Genomic DNA, 16308 nt, shown 5'->3' on the forward strand with positions numbered 1-16308 from the left:
GATCAGACTCCGACTGTCGGGGCGGACAGGACGAACCCGAACGCGGCGAAGACGTCCCCGTCGTGGGACGCCCGGGGGAACGGCTCGGCGCGGAGCTCGAGTTCACCGTCGATGACGGAGAGCGCCAGGATCACCGTGGTGTCCGCGTCGCCGGGGTCGACGGCCAGGGTCGTGCCGTCGTGCAGGGCCACGACGAGACGCTCCTGCCCCCGGCACATCACGAGGGCGCGCCGGAGATCGCGGACGTGCCGGAGGGAGACGAGGACGTCGCGCCCGTCGTACCCGACGAGCGGTCGGTTGCCGGACGTCTGCACAGCCCGTCCGGCGGTGGCGCCGTCCACCGTGGTGGCGCCGACGACGCGGTCGACGGACTCCCAGGCGACGCTCGTGGACCCGGTGATGCGCAGCGCCCCCACGGCCGACCGGCGACGGTCGATGCGGGCGACGGGCTCGTCCGGTCCGAGGATGCGGACGTCACGGGGGTCCGGTGCCGGGAAGGGACGGATCCGGGAGGCGCGCTCGGCCAGGCGACGGGCGACGCGGTCCGAGCGGGTCGTACCGGACACCGGGGTGGAGGCGTGCGTGGACCGCGTCGACGGGGCGGCCGTCGTCGGCGAACCGGGGACCGAGTGGCCGGTCGTCGGCGGGGCGGAAGCCGCGTGCCCCCCACCGGACGTCGGTGCCGGTCGGCCGAAGGACAGGCTGAGCCCGGAACCGGAACCGCTCGCCTGCGACTGCCCGCTCGACGCCGGGGACACGTGTGGCGGCGGGGCCGGCGGCCGTCCGACGGGAGAGCCGGTGCCCGCGGTGCCGAGAGCGGGCGACGCATGCGACGCACCAGGCGTTGCGGCGCCGGGACGGGCCTCCTGACCGGGCGGGGTGGGACGGACGCGCCGGCGGAGGAACGGGTGCCCTGCCGTCATCGGGAGCGGCCGATGCCGTGGTCGGCGCGCAGCCCCGTCAGCCCCGTCGTGTACCCCTGGCCGACGGCGCGGAACTTCCACTCCGACCGGTGGCGGTACAGCTCGCCGAGGATGACCGCGTCGATCATGTGGTTGCGTTCGGACGGCAGCGGGAAGACGAGGAGTTCCCGACCGTCCGGTGTGCTCACCCGGACGGACATCGAGCGCACCGAGCCGAGGTCCTTCGGTGACCGCGGGTCCGGGTCGAGGTAGACCGCGAAGACGATCTTGTCGACCGTGTCCGGGACCGAGGCGAGGTCGACGTCGATCTCCTCCTGGTCGGACTCGTCGAGGTACCGCACCGAGGCGTCCGCGTTCTCGAGCTGGTTGAAGAACACCAGGTCGTCGTCCGACAGCACCCGTCCGTCGGGCCCGCACACGATCGCGACCGGGACGAGTTCCGCGGACGGGCCGCGGCTCGCGATCTGGTCCCACGAGATGCCGACGACCACGGCCGTGAGCCCGGGGTTCTCAGCCGTGACGGCGGCGTTCGCTCCCGGGACGAGCCGCCCGCTCACGAGTCCGCTCCACGCAGACGCAGACCCTCGTCACCGTCGCCGAGGCGGTCCCGGAGGAACCGGCCGTGCGAGGAGAGTTCGGCGATCGCGCCGCTCCTGATCTGTTCGTGCATGTCCTCCACCGTCTCCGCGACGACGTCGAGTTGGCCGGCGAGGGTCGCCGTGGCGGTGCTGTCCGGGGTGCGGTCCGACGGGGGCAGGGACCGGTACGTGCGGACGGGCGTGGGCAGGTAGTCGTCGACGACGGCCTGGAACAGGTACCGCTGCTCCGTCGACGCGCCCCGGGCGATCACGGTCCCGGCGGCGTCACGCAGCAGGTCCTCCACGTGGCGCACCCGCGAGGACACGACGGTCGGGAGGTCGGCCCCGGCGGCGCGCACGAAGGCACGGAGGTCGTCGAGGCCGGCAGCCGCGGTCGCGTCGTCGGCGGCCCCACCCGACCCGCGGACGTCGATGCGTGCGGCAGCAGCGGCCGCCGCCGACGCGGGTGTCTCGGCATCGGGGTCGGCGACACGGCGGTCCGGGTCGTCGTCGTCGCGGCCGAACAGTGCGCGGAGACGGTCACGCACGGGAGTCGACCGCGGTCGTCATCGCGTGACCGATCGCTGGTCGTCGTCGCCCTGGCGGGCCCGCTCCAGGTACGGCTTCGCGCGCTGGATGCCCGACTCGAGCGCCGAGACCGTCGACGACATGTTCTGCGCGGCCTGCGAGCGGAACGAGTCGATCGCGTCCATGGTCTGGAACACGTTGTCGAACGCCTTCTGCAGCGTCTCGACGCTCACACCGGAGTTCGTCGCCTGCTCGTGGATCCGCGTGGTCTGGTCACGGAGCATCTCGCTGGTCTGCAGGATCATCGCGTTCGTGGTGTTGTTCACCGCGTCGATCTGGTCGAGCACCATCTTCTGGTTCGCGAGGGCCTGCGCCACGACGACGGCCGTGCGGAGCGCCGCGATGGTCGTGGTGCGGGCGCGCTCGACGCCCTTGATGAGTTCCGTGTTGTTCTTCCGCACGAGGTCCATCGCCAGGTAGCCCTGTACGGACACGGCGAGCTGCGTCAGGATGTCCTGGTGCCGCTGGCGCACGGGGAAGAGCACGTCGGACTCGAGCTTCTGCGCCTCGTCGACCCGACCGCCGTTCCGCAGGCTCTCGATCTTCGACACGGTGGCCGCGTCGAGGGCCTTCGCGAACACGGCGTACTCGCTCAGCTGCTGCATGGTCTCCCACAGCTGGACCTTCTCGTCAGCGAGGGTCGCGTTGTCCTTGCGGAGTTCGTCCTGCCCCGCCATGAGCGACTTGATGATCTTGTCGAGCTGGGTCTGCGCCGACTCGTAGCGCTGGAAGTACTTCGCCAGCTTGTTGCCGCCGGGGATCATGCCGAGGATCTTCCGGCCCGTGCTGAGGTCGGCCTGGTTCGGCGTGAGGTCCTCGACGGTGGAGCGCAGGTCACCGAGGGTCGTCGCGACCTTCACCTGGGCGCCGTCGCCGGTGCGCTTGGCGCCCGCCACCGAGGACTGCGAGCGCTCCAGCATGCGGGACGAGAAGCCGCCCGACCGGGCGATCTCCGAGCTCGCGATGGCGTTGATGCCGTCGACCTTCTCGGTGAACGCCGGCGACCGCGGGTCGAGGCCCGCGACCTCGTCCACGAACTCACGGGCCTGGGCCGCGATCTGCGCCTGACGACCGGCGTCCACCGGCACCATCCCCGGGGCGTCGTCCGGCGTGACGACCTCGGCGGCGTCGGCAGCGCGGAGGACGAGTGCGTCCTGGGACGGGTCGGTGGGCTCCGGCGGAGCGAGCGGTCCGGGCATCGGTGGTCTCCTGTGACGTGGTGGGAGGACGGGGTGGTGCGGAGCGGGCCAGGGTGGTGGCCCGGCGGGTCAGCTGAGGTTGACGCCGAAGTCGGTCGCGACGCCGGCGAGCCCGGACTGGTAGCCCTGGCCGACCGCACGGAACTTCCACTCGGCGCCGTTGCGGTAGATCTCCGAGAAGATCATCGCGGTCTCCGGAGCGGCGTCCTCGGACAGGTCGAAGCGCACGATCTCCGTGCCGTCCTGGTCGAGCACCCGTGAGTAGGCGCTGCGCACCTGTCCGAAGTTCTGGCGGCGGGCCTCACCCTGGTCGATGGACACCACGACGACCACGCGGTCGACGTCGGCCGGCAGGCTCTGCAGGTCGATGACGATCTGTTCGTCGTCACCGTCGCCCTGGCCGGTGCGGTTGTCGCCCTTGTGCTCGACGGAACCGTCCGCGCTGCGGGGCTGGTTGTAGAAGATGAAGTCGGCGTCCGAGCGCACCTTGCCATCGGCGCCGACGAGCAGTGCCGAGGCGTCGAGGTCGAAGGCCTCGCCGGCGGTGGTGCGCGGGTCCCAGCCGAGGCCGACGGTGGCGACGGTGAGTCCCGGGCTCGTCTTCGTGAGGGAGAGGTTGCCGCCCTTGCTGAGGGAGAGTCCGGCCATGATCGGTCCTTTCGGGTTGGAGGGGAGCGTCAGTCGAGCACGACGCCGTAGTCGGTCGCGACGCCGCGGAGTCCGGTGGCGTAGCCCTGGCCGACGGCGCGGAACTTCCACTCGCCGTCGTACCGGTAGATCTCGGCGAAGATCATGCCGGTCTCCGAGGCCGCGTCCTCGGTGAGGTCGAAGCGGACGACCTCGTTGCCGGTCTCGTCGTTCACCACGCGGCAGAACGCACCACGGACCTGCCCGAAGTTCTGGTGCCGGGCGTCGGCCTGGTCGATGGTGACGACGATGACGACGCGCGCGACGTCCGCGGCCACGAGGTCGAGGTCGATGAGGATCTGCTCGTCGTCCCCGTCGCCCTCACCGGTGCGGTTGTCGCCCTGGTGCACCACGGAGCCGTCGACCGACTGCAGCTGGTTGTAGAAGATGAAGTCGTCGTTCGAGCGGACCTTGCCGTTCGCGCCGACGAGCAGGGCGGAAGCGTCGAGGTCGAACTGCTCGCCCGCGGTCGTGCGCGGGTCCCAGCCGAGCCCGATCATCGCCCGGCGCAGGCCCGGGTCGGTCTTGGTCAGCGAGAGGTTGTTGCCCTTCGAGAGCGAGAGGGTCGCCATCGATCGTCCTTCCGTCGGTGCGGTGCTGCGGTGTCCGGGCGGGTCAGAGTGCGGCTGCCGCCGGACCGACGAGGTCCTGCACGGTCCGGCCGTCGGCCCGCTCACCGATCGCGGTGAAGGTCCATCCTGCTCCCGTGCGGGACACCTTCGCCATGACCATCGCGGTGTGCTGCCCGGAGTCGGTGAGCTGGTAGCGGGCGACCTCAGGAGCGCCGGCCGTCGAGTCGTCGACCACCCGGCAGAACGCGTTCTGCACGTTGTCGAACGTCTGCCGGCTGTAGCTGCTGATGACGAACACGATCTGCTGGACGGCACCGTGCACCGCGCTGAGGTCGATCCGGATGACCTCGTCGTCGCCGTCACCGTCGCCGGTCAGGTTGTCGCCGGTGTGCTGCGCGGAGCCGTCCTTGCTCCGGAGCTGGTTGAACCACACGTAGTCCACCGGCTGGCCGTCGGCACCGAAGAAGATCGCAGAGGCGTCGAGGTCGACGTCGGCTGCCTTGCGACCGAACAGGCCGCGCTTGGTCGTGACGGCGTCCCACCCGAGACCGAGCCGGACGCGGGTCAGTGCGCTCCCGTCGTTCTTCGTGAGCGAGAGCGCTTGGCCCTTCTGGAGGCTGAGACCCATGGCGGTGAACCCTTCGTCGTGGTTGCGGTGGAGCGGTCGCCCCTGGTGTCAGGAGGCGACGGTGACGTGCTGGTCGGCGGGCTGGTGCTCGCCGGTCTTGTGCTTGTTGCGGACCACCGAGGAGATGAACGCGGCGATGATGAACACGACGCCGATCAGGCCGGTGACGACCTCGTTCACCTCGGTGGTGATCGTGATGAGCAGGATCGCCGCGAGGGCACCGATCGCCCAGTGCGCACCGTGGTCGAGGTACTCGAACTCGTCCAGCGTGCCCTGTCGGACCAGGAAGACGGTGAGAGACCGGACGAACAGGGCACCGATGAGGCCGAGGCCGAGCGCGATGATGATCGGGTCGGCGGTGATCGCGAAGGCGCCGATGACGCCGTCGAACGAGAACGACGCGTCGATGACCTCGAGGTAGAGGAACAGCAGGAACGCGGCCTTGCCGGCGACTGTGCCGACCTTGCGCTTGCCGCTGATCCGGTTCGCCTCGGCCACCATCTCGCCGGTGTTCTCGAACGAGTTGCCGTCGTCCTTCGGGTCGTCGACGTCGAACAGCCCGCCGAGACCGGTCACGAGGAAGTAGGTGACGAGTCCGGCGATCCCGGAGACGAGGACGATCGACTGGTGGTCGCCGGCGGTGGTGCCCGCGATCGCGAGGACCACGAGGGCCACGACGACGTTGACCATCGGGAGCTTGCCGATGAAGAGCAGCGGCGCCTCGAGCCACTTCAGCCACAGGATCTCGCGCTCCTCGAACATGAAGTCGAGGAAGATCATGAGCAGGAACATGCCACCGAAGGCGGCGATCTGCGGGTGTGCCTCGTGCAGCAGGTACGCGTACGTGCCGGGCTCGTCGATCGGGCCCTTCTCGAGCGCGAGCTGGACGGCCTCGACGGGGTTGAGCGACGCCGTGACCCCGACGATGAGCAGCGGGAAGAGCACGCGCATGCCGAAGACGGCGATGACGATGCCCACGGTGAGGAACATCTTCTGCCAGAACGGGTTCATCCGCTCGAGGATGCGGGCGTTGACGACCGCGTTGTCGAAGCTGAGGCTGATCTCGAGCACGCCGAGGATGGCGGTGATGATGACCGCGCTCCACCCGCCGTACACGAGCGCCACGGCCAGGGCGATCACGGTGATGGCCAGGGACCACCCGAAGGTCTTCAGGAACACGTGCGCGGATCTCCCCGTGGTGTGTGGTGCGTCGTCAGGGGGACGGCACGGTCGAGCACGCCCCGTTCGGAATGCTACATGCCCAGGGCCGAGTGGCGACGGGGCCACCGGCCGTCCGCGGTGAACGTCGGGTCACGCTTCGCCCGCATGTACTCCTGGAACGAGGTCGCCTGCTCCGAGCACCAGGCGACCTGCTTGCGGTGGAGCTCCTCGGCGCTGATCGCGAGGTCGTCGGGGTACTTCGCGGCGATGGCCTGCGCGACCCGTCCGGCGGCGATGGCGTCCGCGCCGGCGTCGTGCGCGTCGTCGAGCCGGACCCCGTAGCACGCCGACGCGGCCTCGAGCGTGCGCTTGCCCTTGCGGTAGGTGTCGAGCGCCTTGTCCATGACGAGCGGGTCGACGACGTTGCCGATCACGGGGGAGGCGATGCCGTGCCGTTTCGCCTCCCGGTCGAGGACGGTGAGGTCGTACGGGGCGTTGTAGATGACCAGGGGGATCCCGCGGGCGAACACGGCCTCGACCGCGGCGACGATCTCGGCGACGACCTCGCCGGCCGGCCGACCCTCCGCCCGTGCACGTTCGGTCGTGATCCCGTGCACCGCGGACGCCTGCTCCGGGATCGCGACACCGGGGTCGGCGAGCCACGCACCCTCGACGATGGAGCGCCCGGTCATGTCGATCAGCCCGACGTGGGCGGTGACGATGCGGGCGGTCTCGACGTCGATGCCGGTGGTCTCGAGGTCGAAGACGCCCAGCGCGTGCCACCACGGTCGGGTCGTCAGGTCCTGCGGGGGCCGGGTCGACGGGTCGACGGCGGCAGCGGGGGAGGTCACGCGGCCAGGCTAGCCAACCGCACCGACACGGCGGGACCCGCAGGACGGGTCACGGCGCACGCCGGAGGGCTTCCCTAGACTGGCGCGGATGCAACCGCCCGTGCTGTCCCCGTACCAGTCGCTCCTGGCGGCGACCCCCGTCGTGCACCGCGCGGTCCAGGTCGACGGCCGGACCACGCACTACTGGGAGTACGGGCCGGCGGTCGGCGCCGAGGGCCGTGCCCGCAGCGCACCTCCGGCGACCGTGCTCGCGGTGCACGGCTTCCGTGGGGACCACCACGGGCTCGAGTCCGTCGCGGCGCACCTCGTGGCCGGGCATCCGTCGGGCGTGCGCGTCATCGTGCCCGACCTGCCCGGCTTCGGCACGTCGGACCCGCTCCCGACCGCGGACCTCGACGCGTACGTCGCCTGGCTCGACGGCTTCCACTCCGCGCTCGGACTCGACCGCGACACCGTCGTCCTCGGGCACTCGTTCGGCTCGATCGTCGTCGCCGCGTCGGTGGCCGCCGGGCTCGACACGCGCCTGCTCGTCCTCGTCAACCCCATCGCCGCCCCGGCCCTGCAGGGTCCACGGGCGATCGGTACGGCCGTCGCGATCGCGTACTACCGGCTCGGCGCCCGGCTGCCCCGCGCGCTCGGCCTCGGGCTGCTGCGCAACCGCGGGATCGTCCGCGCGATGAGCATCGCGATGCTGAAGTCCGCCGACCCGACGGTCCGCCGCTGGGTGCACGACCAGCACGACCGGTACTTCTCGGCGTTCGCGAACCGGACCAGCGTCCTCGAGGCGTTCCGGACCTCGGTCACCTCCGACGTCTCGCAGTTCGCCGACCGGATCGCGGTGCCGGTGCTCATGGTCGCCGCCGAGCGTGACGACATCACGGCCGTGCCGGAGCAGCGTGCCCTCGCGTCGCGACTCCGCGACGCCGAGCTCGTCGTCGTGCCGGAGGTCGGTCACCTCGTGCACTACGAGACGCCGGCCGCGGCGGCCGCGGCGGTCCTGCGCCGGATGGCGGACCCCGCCCCGGGCGCTCCCGGCCGACGGAAGCGGGCGAGCACCCCACGCCGGGCGAGCGCCACGCGCCGACCGACCGCGCCGGAGGGACCGAACGCTCCCGAGGGACCGACCGGTGGCGCTGCGGACCGCACTCGCCGGACGGGAGGCGACCCCTCGTGACGCGCCTGCGCATCGGCATCGACTGCCGGTACGTCCGGATCGGTCGACACGACGGGATCAGCCGCTTCACCGCGGGGATCGCCGCGCACCTGCCCGACCGACACGACCACGTCCTGCTCGTGTCCGACGAACGCCAGCTGGCCTCGCTGCCCGGGGGAGTGCCGTGGGAACGCATCCCGGCGCCGACCGACCCCGGCGAGCCCCTCGTCGCGCGGCACGTCAACCGGCTCGGCCTCGACGCGGTCTTCTCGCCCATGCAGACGATGGGCTCACGCGGGCGCCGGTACGCGCTCGTGCTGACCCTGCACGACCTCATCTACTACCGGAACCGGACGCCACCGCGGGAGTTCGCGTGGCCGCTGCGTCTCGGCTGGCGGGCGTTCCACCTGGCGTGGTGGCCGCAGCGCCTCCTGCTGAACGGGGCCGACGGTGTCGTGACCGTCTCCGGGACGACGGCGGGCCTCATCGCCGAGCACCGTCTCACGACCCGCCCGGTCACCGTCGCGTACAACGCGGCCGACCCGGCCGAGCCACGGGCCGCCGACGGTGGACGGACGAAGTCGCTCGTGTACATGGGCTCGTTCATGCCGTACAAGAACGTCGAGACGCTCGCCGCGGCGCTGCCCCTGCTCGGTCCGGACTGGACGCTGCACTGCATGTCCCGTGTCACCGCCGCCGACCGCACGCGATTGCAGCGGCTCGCGCCCGCCGGCGCGCTCGTGTTCCACGACGGAGCGACCGACGACGAGTACCTCGCCGTTCTCCGCTCCGCCACGGCGCTCGCGACCGCCTCGTTCGACGAGGGGTTCGGCATCCCGCTCGTCGAGGCGATGGGCGTCGGCACACCGGTCGTCGTCAGCGACGTCCCGATCTTCCGCGAGATCGGCGGCGACGCGGCGGAGTACTTCGACCCGTCGTCACCGTCCGCCGTCGCGGCCGCCGTCCGCCGCCTGGAGGCCCGCTGGGACGCAGCGTCGTCGGCCTCCGTCGCGCAGGTGGCCCGGTTCCGGTGGCAAGACTCCGCCGAGCGCGTCACGCAGGCGGTCGAGCGGGCCGTGGCCGACCGGTCGCGGCGTCGGCGGAGCTGAGGGCGCGGACCGTCCGCCGGCGGCACGCCGGACGGCACGGCGGAGCGGACGGGACGGCGGAGGAGACCGGACGGTCCGACCCGTCAGGGATGACGGGTGCGGACCTGGACGCCCGGGAACACGTCGTCCCCGACCGCCTCGGCAGCGGCGGCGACCGCGGCGAAGCCCACGCCCTGGCCGTGCGTGGTGACGACCACGTCCTGTGCGGCGGGGGCGTCCGACCGACCGTCGGTCGCGTCGGCGAAGACGCAGGTCACCGTGAGCACGCCGCCGATCGCCGCGAGGCCGTCGGCGAGCTCGAGTCGCCGTTGGCTCGTCTCGGGGGAGTCCGAGACCCCGACCCGCACGGCACCGAGGTCGAGCGTCGCCCAGATGCGGACGCCCGAGCCGGAGGAGTCGGCGGACGCGGTGCTCAGGGCGGTCACGAGCGCCCGTCTGTCAGTGGCGGGGAGGTCGGGCTCGGCATGCACCACCGCGGTGACGTCGTAGCCCGCGAACGAGGTCTTCTCCGTCCGGGGCGCGTCCACGGCGGCGACGCCCGGCAGCGCGGCGGCAGCGGTCACGAAGCGGCGCCCGTCCGCGTCGGGCTGCGGGAACACGCCGCCGACCCCACGCTGGACCTGGCCGAGGATGACCCCGAGCACCAGGACGAGGACCGCGGCCACCACGACCACGCCGACGACGACCAGGGTCCCGGCCCGGAGCCGTTCGCCGCCCGTGCGGGTCCGGACGGAGGCCGTGTCCGGCCCGAACGTGGCATCGAGGTCGTCGTCGTCGCCCCACGGATCGCGACGGAGGGCGTCGCCCTCCCGGGAGCGGTCGCCGGCATGCCGTCCACCTGCGTTCACTGCCTCACCTCGCAGCGGCGTCCCGGTCGTCGGGCCGCCGTGCACCGGAGGCTAGTCCGACGCTGCCCGGCACGCTCCCCGGATGGGCGGCGTCAGCCTCGGCGCTCGAGCGGGTTCTGGTACTCGAACGCGTACCGGCCCGGGGCGTCCGACAGGTCGTCGATGGGGTCGTCGGAGCGGACCAGTTCGGCACGGAAGCGCTCGGGGTCCCACCGGAAGGTGTGCACCGACCCGTTGCGGATCGGGACCGTCGACCGCTCGACCGTCCCGGGTGCGGCGGCGTCGACGACGGTCCGGATCACCGCGCCGTGGGTCGCGACGACGACCGCGCCGCCGTCGTAGCGCACGGCGATCTCGGCGAGCGTCTCGGTCACCCGGTCGAGGAGCGCCGCGCGGGACTCGCGCCCGGGGACGGCGTCGTGCGGCCAGCGCTCCGCGATCTCGACGTGGGTCAGACCCTCCGCCTCGCCGTAGGAGCGTTCCCGGAGACCGTCGTACGCCGCCGGGGCGGCCAACCCGAGGTGGTCGGCGATGATCGTCCCGGTCTCGAGGGCCCGGGACAGGGGCGACGAGACGACGGCGTCGAACGACCGGCGTGCCAGGAGCGCGGCGGTCTCGGCCGCCTGCCGTCGCCCGGTGTCGTTGAGGGGCACGTCCGTCGACCCCTGGATGCGCCGTTGCCGGTTCCAGTCGGTCTCGCCGTGTCGGACCAGGCAGAGGAGGGTCGTCACCCGTCGATCATCGCAGACGCGGTGAGCCGGGCCGCGAGCTCGACGAGGGTCTCGGTCGTCCCGGCGTCGAGCTTCACCGCGGCACGACGGTCGCTCCGCGTGGCGCCCCGGTTGACGATGACGACCGGTCGCCTGCGCCGCGTCGCGTGGTCGAGGAGCCGGACGCCGGAGTTCACGGTGAGCGACGACCCGACGACGAGGAGCGCGTCCGCCTCGGCGACGATGGACACGGCCTCACGGAACTTCTCGGCGGGCACGAACTCGCCGAAGAACACCACGTCGGGCTTGAGCACGCCGCCGCACACCGTGCAGTCCGGCACGCGGAACCGCTCGACGTCGGTGATCTCGACGTCCCCGTCCGGCTGCAGCTGCACCGTCCCGGGCTCGTCGATCCAGGGGTTGTCACGGTCGAGCACCGCGGCGAGGTCGGCGCGGGAGAAGACCTGCCCGCACGTCAGGCACACCGCCCGGTCCATCGAGCCGTGCACCTCGACCACCCGACGCGATCCGGCGCGCAGGTGCAGCCCGTCGACGTTCTGGGTGACGATGCCGCTCACCACGCCGGCCTGTTCGAGCTCCGCGAGCGCGCGGTGCCCGTCGTTCGGGCGTGCCGCGGCGAAGGTCCGCCAGCCGAGGTGCGACCCGGCCCAGTAGCGCTGCCGCTTGGCGGGATCGGCGAGGAACTCCTGGAAGGTCATCGGCTTGCGGACCACCCGGCCTGCTCCGCGGTAGTCCGGGATCCCGGAGTCGGTGCTGACACCCGCGCCGGTGAGCACGGCGATGCGCCTGCCCTGCAGGACAGCGACCGCCTGCTCGAACGCGGCAGCGGTCGCACCGGTCGTCGCGGTGTCGTCCGTCGCGCTGTCGTCCGTCGCGGTGTCGTCCCCCGCGGTGTCGTCCGCAGTGCCGTCGCTCGTCGCCATCGTGTCCACGGTACCCTCAACCGCCGAGCGTCCCCGGGCCTTCCCCGTGCGGGCGCCGCCCCGGACCGGGACCCGCGCCGCCGGGCCCGAGCCGGACCACCACCGCCCTCCCGACCGGAACGAGCACCGTGCACCCCGTCCGCATCGACTCCCTCGACGACCCGCGCCTCGACGACTTCGCGCGCCTGACCGACGTCGCGCTCCGACGGGTCACCGAGCCCGAGGGCGGCCTGTACATCGCGGAGTCGAACACCGTCATCGAACGCGCGGTCCGGGCCGGACACGTCCCCCGGAGCGTGCTCGTGCAGGAGAAGTGGCTCGAGAGCGTCCTGCCGCTGGTGGACGGGCACGACGGCCCGGTGTTCGTCGGGTCCGACGCCCTCCTCGAGGAGCTGACCGGCTTCCGGATGCACCGCGGGGCGATCGCCGCGATGCACCGTCCCGTGCTGCCGTCCGTGGCGGAGGTCGTCCGGGACGCGCGTCTCGTGGTCGTCCTCGAGGACGTCGTCGACCACACGAACGTCGGCGCGGTGTTCCGCAGCGTCGCCGGGCTCGGTGCCGACGCGGTGCTCGTCAGCCCGCGGTGCGCCGACCCCCTGTACCGGCGGAGCGTCCGGGTGAGCATGGGCACCGTGCTGCAGGTGCCGTGGACACGCATCGGGGAGTGGCCGGCGGCGGGCGAGGACCTCCGCGCCCAGGGCTTCCACGTGGCCGCGATGGCGCTCACCGACCGCTCCGTCGACCTGGAGGCCTTCGTCGCGGACGTCCCCGAGCGCGTCGCGCTCGTGATGGGCACGGAGGGCCAGGGCCTGACGCCCGCGGCGGTCGCCGCCGCGGACACCACCGTGCGGATCCCGATGCACCACGGGGTGGACTCGTTGAACGTGGCCGCGGCGAGCGCCGTCGGCCTCTGGGCGGTCGCCCACGCGCAGCGCTCGCGCTGACCGGTGCGGTCCGTCGGCCGACCCGACAGGCGACCGGAGGGCCCGAGGCGCCACGCGCCGACGGTGCCGGTCCCAGGGACGCGCCCCGGGCCTCCAGTACGATCCGGTCTCGTGCCGAACGTCGTCCGCCGCCCCCGCTCCGCGCTCCGGAGGCCCGTGACGCTCGCCGTGGTCGCCGTCCTCCTGCTGGTCGCCGCGTTCCTGGCCGCGGCCGCCCTCGTGCCGTTCGCCCCGGCCACGGCGAGCACCGCGACCTACGAGGCACCCAGGGTGCGCGCGCCGGAGCTCCGGTTCCCGGACTACGGTGCCACCGCTGTCGAGGCCGAGGGGTTCCCGGAGAGTCTCACGACCAGCGGGGACCGGCAGCAGCGGTCGATCGCGAGCATCTCGAAGATCGTGACGGCGCTCGTCGTGCTCGAGGAGAAGCCCCTCCCGGTCGGGAAGCAGGGGCCGTCGGTCCGGTTCACGCCGGCGATGGAGGCGTTGTACGCGGAGTACGCGGCGCTGAACGGTGAGGTCGCCCCGCTGCCGGCCGACGGGCGGATGTCCGAGTACCGGGTGCTGCAGGTGGCGCTCATGGAGTCGGCGAACAACTACGCGGGGTCACTCGCCCTCTGGGCGTTCGGGTCGATGGACGCCTACCGTGCCGCAGCCGCGACGTGGCTCGACGACCACGGGCTGGACGACACGACGATCGTCGAACCGACCGGCCTCGACCCACGCAACCGGTCGACGGCGACCGACCTGGTGGACCTCGGGCAGCTCGCGCTCGCGGAGCCGGTGGTCAAGGAGGTCGTCGGCACGGCGTCGGTGACGGTCCCGGGTGTCGGCGAGATCGAGAACTCGAACAAGCTGCTCGGCATGGACGGTGTCGAGGGGATCAAGACCGGCACCCTCGACGAAGCGGGAGCGTGCCTGCTCTTCGCCGCCACTTACGAGCGTGGCGGCCGACCGGTGACCGTCGTCGGCGCCATGCTCGGTGGGGTCGACCATGACGCCCTCGACGCCGACGTCCGTCGGCTGCTGCACTCGGTCGCGGACGACTTCCACGTGGTGACCCTGACGAACGAGGGACAGACGTTCGGCACGTACACGGCACCGTGGCAGGACGAGGTCGACGCGACCGCGAGCCGGGCGGCGTCCGTCCTGGTGTGGGGGAGCACGACCGTCTCGGCGGAGACGACGCTCGAGCCGGTGACGCTCGGTGCGGCGGGCGAGCGCGTCGGCCGCGTGCGGTTCACCGTCGAGCACCACGACCCGGTCACGGTGCCGCTCGAGCTCGACGGGTCGATCGAGGACCCCGGCGTCTGGTGGCGGTGGACGAACCCGTTCCGCGGCGTGGAGCTCGACCCGGGCGCCCTGGTCGGCTAGCGAGCGGCGCTCGCTCCGGGTCCCGCCCTCGGCCGTGCTCAGTCGCGCCGGGTCACCGGCTGCAGGGTGGTCCGCTTCGCCGTGACGCCGTCACCGGAGGACGTCCGCCGCACGCGTCGCACGACCCAGGGCAGGAGGTACTCCTTCGCCCAACCCAGGTCCTCGACCCGCGCCTCCCGCCACGGTCGGGCGGCGAGCGGCTCCGGCACCGACGGTCCGAGTGCGTGCGGGACACCGAGCGTGCCGAGCACGGCGGCCGCGACGGTCCCGTGCCCGAGCGGTGAGTGGTGCAGCCGGTCCGGCGCCCACATCCGCGGGTCCCGGAGGACCCGGAGCGCCCAGAGGTTCGTCACGAGTGCGCCGTGCTTGAGTGCGATGGCGTGCAGGTGCTCGTTGTAGACCGCGGTCTTCCCGCGGACCATGCCGAGCACCGGCGTGGTCCCGACGTCCGGTCCGGTGAAGAGCACCACGGTCGCACCGTCCCGGCGGAGCTGCTCCACCATCCCGTCGTACCGTTCGGCGAGCTCGTCCGGGTCGGAACCGGGACGGATGACGTCGTTCCCGCCCGCGGACACCGTGACGAGGTCCGGTCCGAGGGCGAGCGCCGCCTCCACCTGCTCGTCGACGATCTGCCGGAGCAGGCGCCCCCGCACCGCGAGGTTGGCGTACGCGAAGTCCTCGTCCGTGCCGTCCGCGAGCGCGTCCGCCACGCGGTCGGCCCACCCGCGGTGCCCGCCGACGGACGACGGGTCCGGGTCGCCGATGCCCTCTGTGAAGGAGTCACCGATCGCGACGAACCTGGTCCAGGGATGACGGTCTGACACGCCTGGCGACCGTACTCTCGTCCCATGACCTCGTCCACCCCGCTCGAGCAGCGTCCCTGGTCCGTGCCGGACGAGCTCCTCGCCCGCATCGCCGACCGTGCTCCCCGGTACGACGCGGACAACGCGTTCTGCGTCGAGGACCTCGACGAACTCCGACGGGCCGGCTACCTGCGGATCGGCGTGCCCGTCCGGGACGGAGGCTCGGGGCTGGGTCTCCGGGCGACCGCAGCGGTCCAGCGGACGCTCGCCGAGGCGGCACCGGCGACGGCCCTCGGGCTCGGGATGCACCAGGTGTGGGTGCAGGCCGCCCGCGCCGTGTCCGCCAGGGGCGGGTCGTTCCTCGACACCGTCACCGACGCCGCTGCAGCGGACCGACTCCTCGCGTTCGGCGTGAGCGAGCCCGGCAACGACGCGGTCCTGTTCGACTCGCGCACCGTGGCCGAGCCGGACGGCGCCGGCGGCTACCGCTTCACCGGCACGAAGGTCTCGACGTCCCTGGCGCCCGCGTGGGACGTGCTGAGCGTGTTCGGCAAGGACACGTCCGGCCCGGAGCCCCGGCTCGTGCACGGCTTCGCGCTGCGCGGCGACGGTGGCGTGCGGCACCTCGACGACTGGGACACCCTCGGCATGCGGGCCACGCAGAGCCGGACGACCCTGCTCGAGGGGCTGCACGTCCCCGCCGACCGGATCGTGCCCGTCCTGCCCGTCGGACCCGTGGCCGATCCGCTGGTCTTCGGTGTCTTCGCCGCGTTCGAGCTGCTCGTCGCGTCCGTGTACGTCGGCATCGCCTCGCGTGCGGTGACGCTCGCGGTCGAGCGGGTGGCCGCCCGCACCGCGGCGGACGGGACGGCCCGCTCCGCCGACCCGGACGTCCGTCGTGCCGTGGCCGCGATGCGGAGCGCGACCGACGCCGTGCACCTGCAGGTCGACGCACTGGCGCGCGACGTCGACGACCTGGTGGACTCCGACCGCTGGTTCCCGCTGCTCGTCGGGACGAAGGCCCGTGCCGTGGACACCGCGCAGCACGTGGTGGACGAGGCGATGCGCGTCGTCGGCGGGTCGGCCTTCCGGTCGACCGACGAACTCGCCCGCCTGGCCCGGGACGTCCGCGCCGGCCAGTACCACCCGTCGACACGGGACTCGGCGATGCGGACGATCGCGGCGGCCGAACTCGGTCCGCTGCCGCGGTGAACCGGCAGCTGCGGTGTCGGCGGTCCG

Annotated in this window: 18 protein-coding genes; 5 read left to right on the plus strand and 13 right to left on the minus strand. The window is 72.7% G+C overall.

Features of this window, described 5'->3' with window-relative positions; all coding sequences use genetic code 11:
• Positions 1 to 2: 2 nt before the first annotated feature.
• The 9 genes from DEJ32_RS02645 to DEJ32_RS02685 all read right to left on the minus strand — a co-directional run bounded on the left by DEJ32_RS02645 (position 3) and on the right by DEJ32_RS02685 (position 7187).
• Positions 3 to 566: a hypothetical protein gene (locus DEJ32_RS02645; RefSeq protein ID WP_146234061.1), complete on the minus strand. Its 564-nt coding sequence runs from the start codon at positions 564 to 566 to the stop codon at positions 3 to 5.
• A gap of 353 nt (positions 567 to 919) precedes the next feature.
• Entirely contained in the window at positions 920 to 1480 is a 561-nt protein-coding gene (locus tag DEJ32_RS02650) for a TerD family protein (RefSeq protein ID WP_110824996.1), read from the minus strand.
• Positions 1477 to 2049 carry a hypothetical protein gene (locus DEJ32_RS02655; RefSeq protein WP_110900218.1) on the minus strand — a complete coding sequence of 191 codons (573 nt, stop codon included), beginning with the start codon at positions 2047 to 2049 and terminating at the stop codon, positions 1477 to 1479. The genes DEJ32_RS02650 and DEJ32_RS02655 overlap by 4 nt, the downstream gene beginning before the upstream one ends.
• Positions 2050 to 2067: 18 nt before the next feature.
• On the minus strand, positions 2068 to 3288 hold the full coding sequence (locus tag DEJ32_RS02660) for a toxic anion resistance protein (protein ID WP_110824994.1): 1221 nt from the start codon (positions 3286 to 3288) through the stop codon (positions 2068 to 2070).
• A 69-nt stretch (positions 3289 to 3357) separates the two neighbouring features.
• The gene (locus DEJ32_RS02665) at positions 3358 to 3936 is read right to left on the minus strand and encodes a TerD family protein (protein ID WP_110824993.1); all 579 of its coding nucleotides are present in this window, start codon (positions 3934 to 3936) and stop codon (positions 3358 to 3360) included.
• Between the two features lie 29 nt (positions 3937 to 3965).
• On the minus strand, positions 3966 to 4547 hold the full coding sequence (locus tag DEJ32_RS02670) for a TerD family protein (protein WP_110824992.1): 582 nt from the start codon (positions 4545 to 4547) through the stop codon (positions 3966 to 3968).
• A gap of 43 nt (positions 4548 to 4590) precedes the next feature.
• A complete protein-coding gene (locus DEJ32_RS02675; protein WP_110824991.1) occupies positions 4591 to 5175 on the minus strand; it encodes a TerD family protein in 585 nt (194 codons plus the stop codon).
• A gap of 48 nt (positions 5176 to 5223) precedes the next feature.
• Entirely contained in the window at positions 5224 to 6354 is a 1131-nt protein-coding gene (locus DEJ32_RS02680) for a DUF475 domain-containing protein (RefSeq protein ID WP_110900219.1), read from the minus strand.
• Positions 6355 to 6428: 74 nt separating this feature from the next.
• On the minus strand, positions 6429 to 7187 hold the full coding sequence (locus tag DEJ32_RS02685; RefSeq protein WP_375342308.1) for a 3'-5' exonuclease: 759 nt from the start codon (positions 7185 to 7187) through the stop codon (positions 6429 to 6431).
• 88 nt (positions 7188 to 7275) lie between these two features.
• Here DEJ32_RS02685 and DEJ32_RS02690 point away from each other — a divergent pair, with 88 nt between their 5' ends.
• Complete coding sequence (locus DEJ32_RS02690) at positions 7276 to 8361, plus strand: alpha/beta fold hydrolase (protein ID WP_110900220.1); 1086 nt, start codon at positions 7276 to 7278, stop codon at positions 8359 to 8361.
• Positions 8362 to 8366: 5 nt separating this feature from the next.
• Positions 8367 to 9449 carry a glycosyltransferase family 1 protein gene (locus DEJ32_RS02695; protein WP_110900277.1) on the plus strand — a complete coding sequence of 361 codons (1083 nt, stop codon included), beginning with the start codon at positions 8367 to 8369 and terminating at the stop codon, positions 9447 to 9449.
• Positions 9450 to 9532: 83 nt separating this feature from the next.
• Here the strand turns inward: DEJ32_RS02695 and DEJ32_RS02700 are convergent, their stop codons facing one another.
• The 3 genes from DEJ32_RS02700 to DEJ32_RS02710 all read right to left on the minus strand — a co-directional run bounded on the left by DEJ32_RS02700 (position 9533) and on the right by DEJ32_RS02710 (position 11951).
• A complete protein-coding gene (locus tag DEJ32_RS02700; protein WP_110824988.1) occupies positions 9533 to 10297 on the minus strand; it encodes a hypothetical protein in 765 nt (254 codons plus the stop codon).
• A 92-nt stretch (positions 10298 to 10389) separates the two neighbouring features.
• Positions 10390 to 11028: a histidine phosphatase family protein gene (locus tag DEJ32_RS02705; protein WP_110824987.1), complete on the minus strand. Its 639-nt coding sequence runs from the start codon at positions 11026 to 11028 to the stop codon at positions 10390 to 10392.
• Positions 11025 to 11951 (minus strand): NAD-dependent protein deacetylase, encoded by a 927-nt coding sequence (locus DEJ32_RS02710; RefSeq protein WP_110900221.1) that lies wholly within the window; start codon positions 11949 to 11951, stop codon positions 11025 to 11027. Before DEJ32_RS02710 ends, DEJ32_RS02705 begins: the two co-directional genes overlap by 4 nt.
• 128 nt (positions 11952 to 12079) lie before the next feature.
• Between DEJ32_RS02710 and DEJ32_RS02715 the strand changes: the two genes are divergently transcribed.
• Both DEJ32_RS02715 and DEJ32_RS02720 read left to right on the plus strand, forming a co-directional pair.
• A complete protein-coding gene (locus tag DEJ32_RS02715; RefSeq protein WP_110900222.1) occupies positions 12080 to 12895 on the plus strand; it encodes an RNA methyltransferase in 816 nt (271 codons plus the stop codon).
• A gap of 111 nt (positions 12896 to 13006) precedes the next feature.
• Complete coding sequence (locus tag DEJ32_RS02720; RefSeq protein ID WP_146234062.1) at positions 13007 to 14266, plus strand: D-alanyl-D-alanine carboxypeptidase family protein; 1260 nt, start codon at positions 13007 to 13009, stop codon at positions 14264 to 14266.
• A 38-nt stretch (positions 14267 to 14304) separates the two neighbouring features.
• Here the strand turns inward: DEJ32_RS02720 and DEJ32_RS02725 are convergent, their stop codons facing one another.
• On the minus strand, positions 14305 to 15090 hold the full coding sequence (locus DEJ32_RS02725) for an SGNH/GDSL hydrolase family protein (RefSeq protein WP_110900224.1): 786 nt from the start codon (positions 15088 to 15090) through the stop codon (positions 14305 to 14307).
• A gap of 24 nt (positions 15091 to 15114) precedes the next feature.
• Here DEJ32_RS02725 and DEJ32_RS02730 point away from each other — a divergent pair, with 24 nt between their 5' ends.
• On the plus strand, positions 15115 to 16281 hold the full coding sequence (locus DEJ32_RS02730; RefSeq protein WP_110900225.1) for an acyl-CoA dehydrogenase family protein: 1167 nt from the start codon (positions 15115 to 15117) through the stop codon (positions 16279 to 16281).
• Positions 16282 to 16308 lie beyond the last annotated feature (27 nt).

Origin of the sequence: Curtobacterium sp. MCPF17_046 (genome assembly GCF_003224295.1) — a bacterium.
GTDB lineage: Bacteria > Actinomycetota > Actinomycetes > Actinomycetales > Microbacteriaceae > Curtobacterium.

Excerpts from the sequence above, each read along its gene's own strand:
- DEJ32_RS02660 (WP_110824994.1), bottom strand. The coding sequence starts at position 3,288 with ATGCCCGGACCGCTCGCTCCGCCGGAGCCCACCGACCCGTCCCAGGAC.
- DEJ32_RS02665 (WP_110824993.1), bottom strand. The coding sequence starts at position 3,936 with ATGGCCGGACTCTCCCTCAGCAAGGGCGGCAACCTCTCCCTCACGAAG.
- DEJ32_RS02670 (WP_110824992.1), bottom strand. The coding sequence starts at position 4,547 with ATGGCGACCCTCTCGCTCTCGAAGGGCAACAACCTCTCGCTGACCAAG.
- DEJ32_RS02675 (WP_110824991.1), bottom strand. The coding sequence starts at position 5,175 with ATGGGTCTCAGCCTCCAGAAGGGCCAAGCGCTCTCGCTCACGAAGAAC.
- DEJ32_RS02690 (WP_110900220.1), top strand. The coding sequence starts at position 7,276 with ATGCAACCGCCCGTGCTGTCCCCGTACCAGTCGCTCCTGGCGGCGACC.
- DEJ32_RS02710 (WP_110900221.1), bottom strand. The coding sequence starts at position 11,951 with ATGGCGACGAGCGACGGCACTGCGGACGACACCGCGGGGGACGACACC.
- DEJ32_RS02730 (WP_110900225.1), top strand. The coding sequence starts at position 15,115 with ATGACCTCGTCCACCCCGCTCGAGCAGCGTCCCTGGTCCGTGCCGGAC.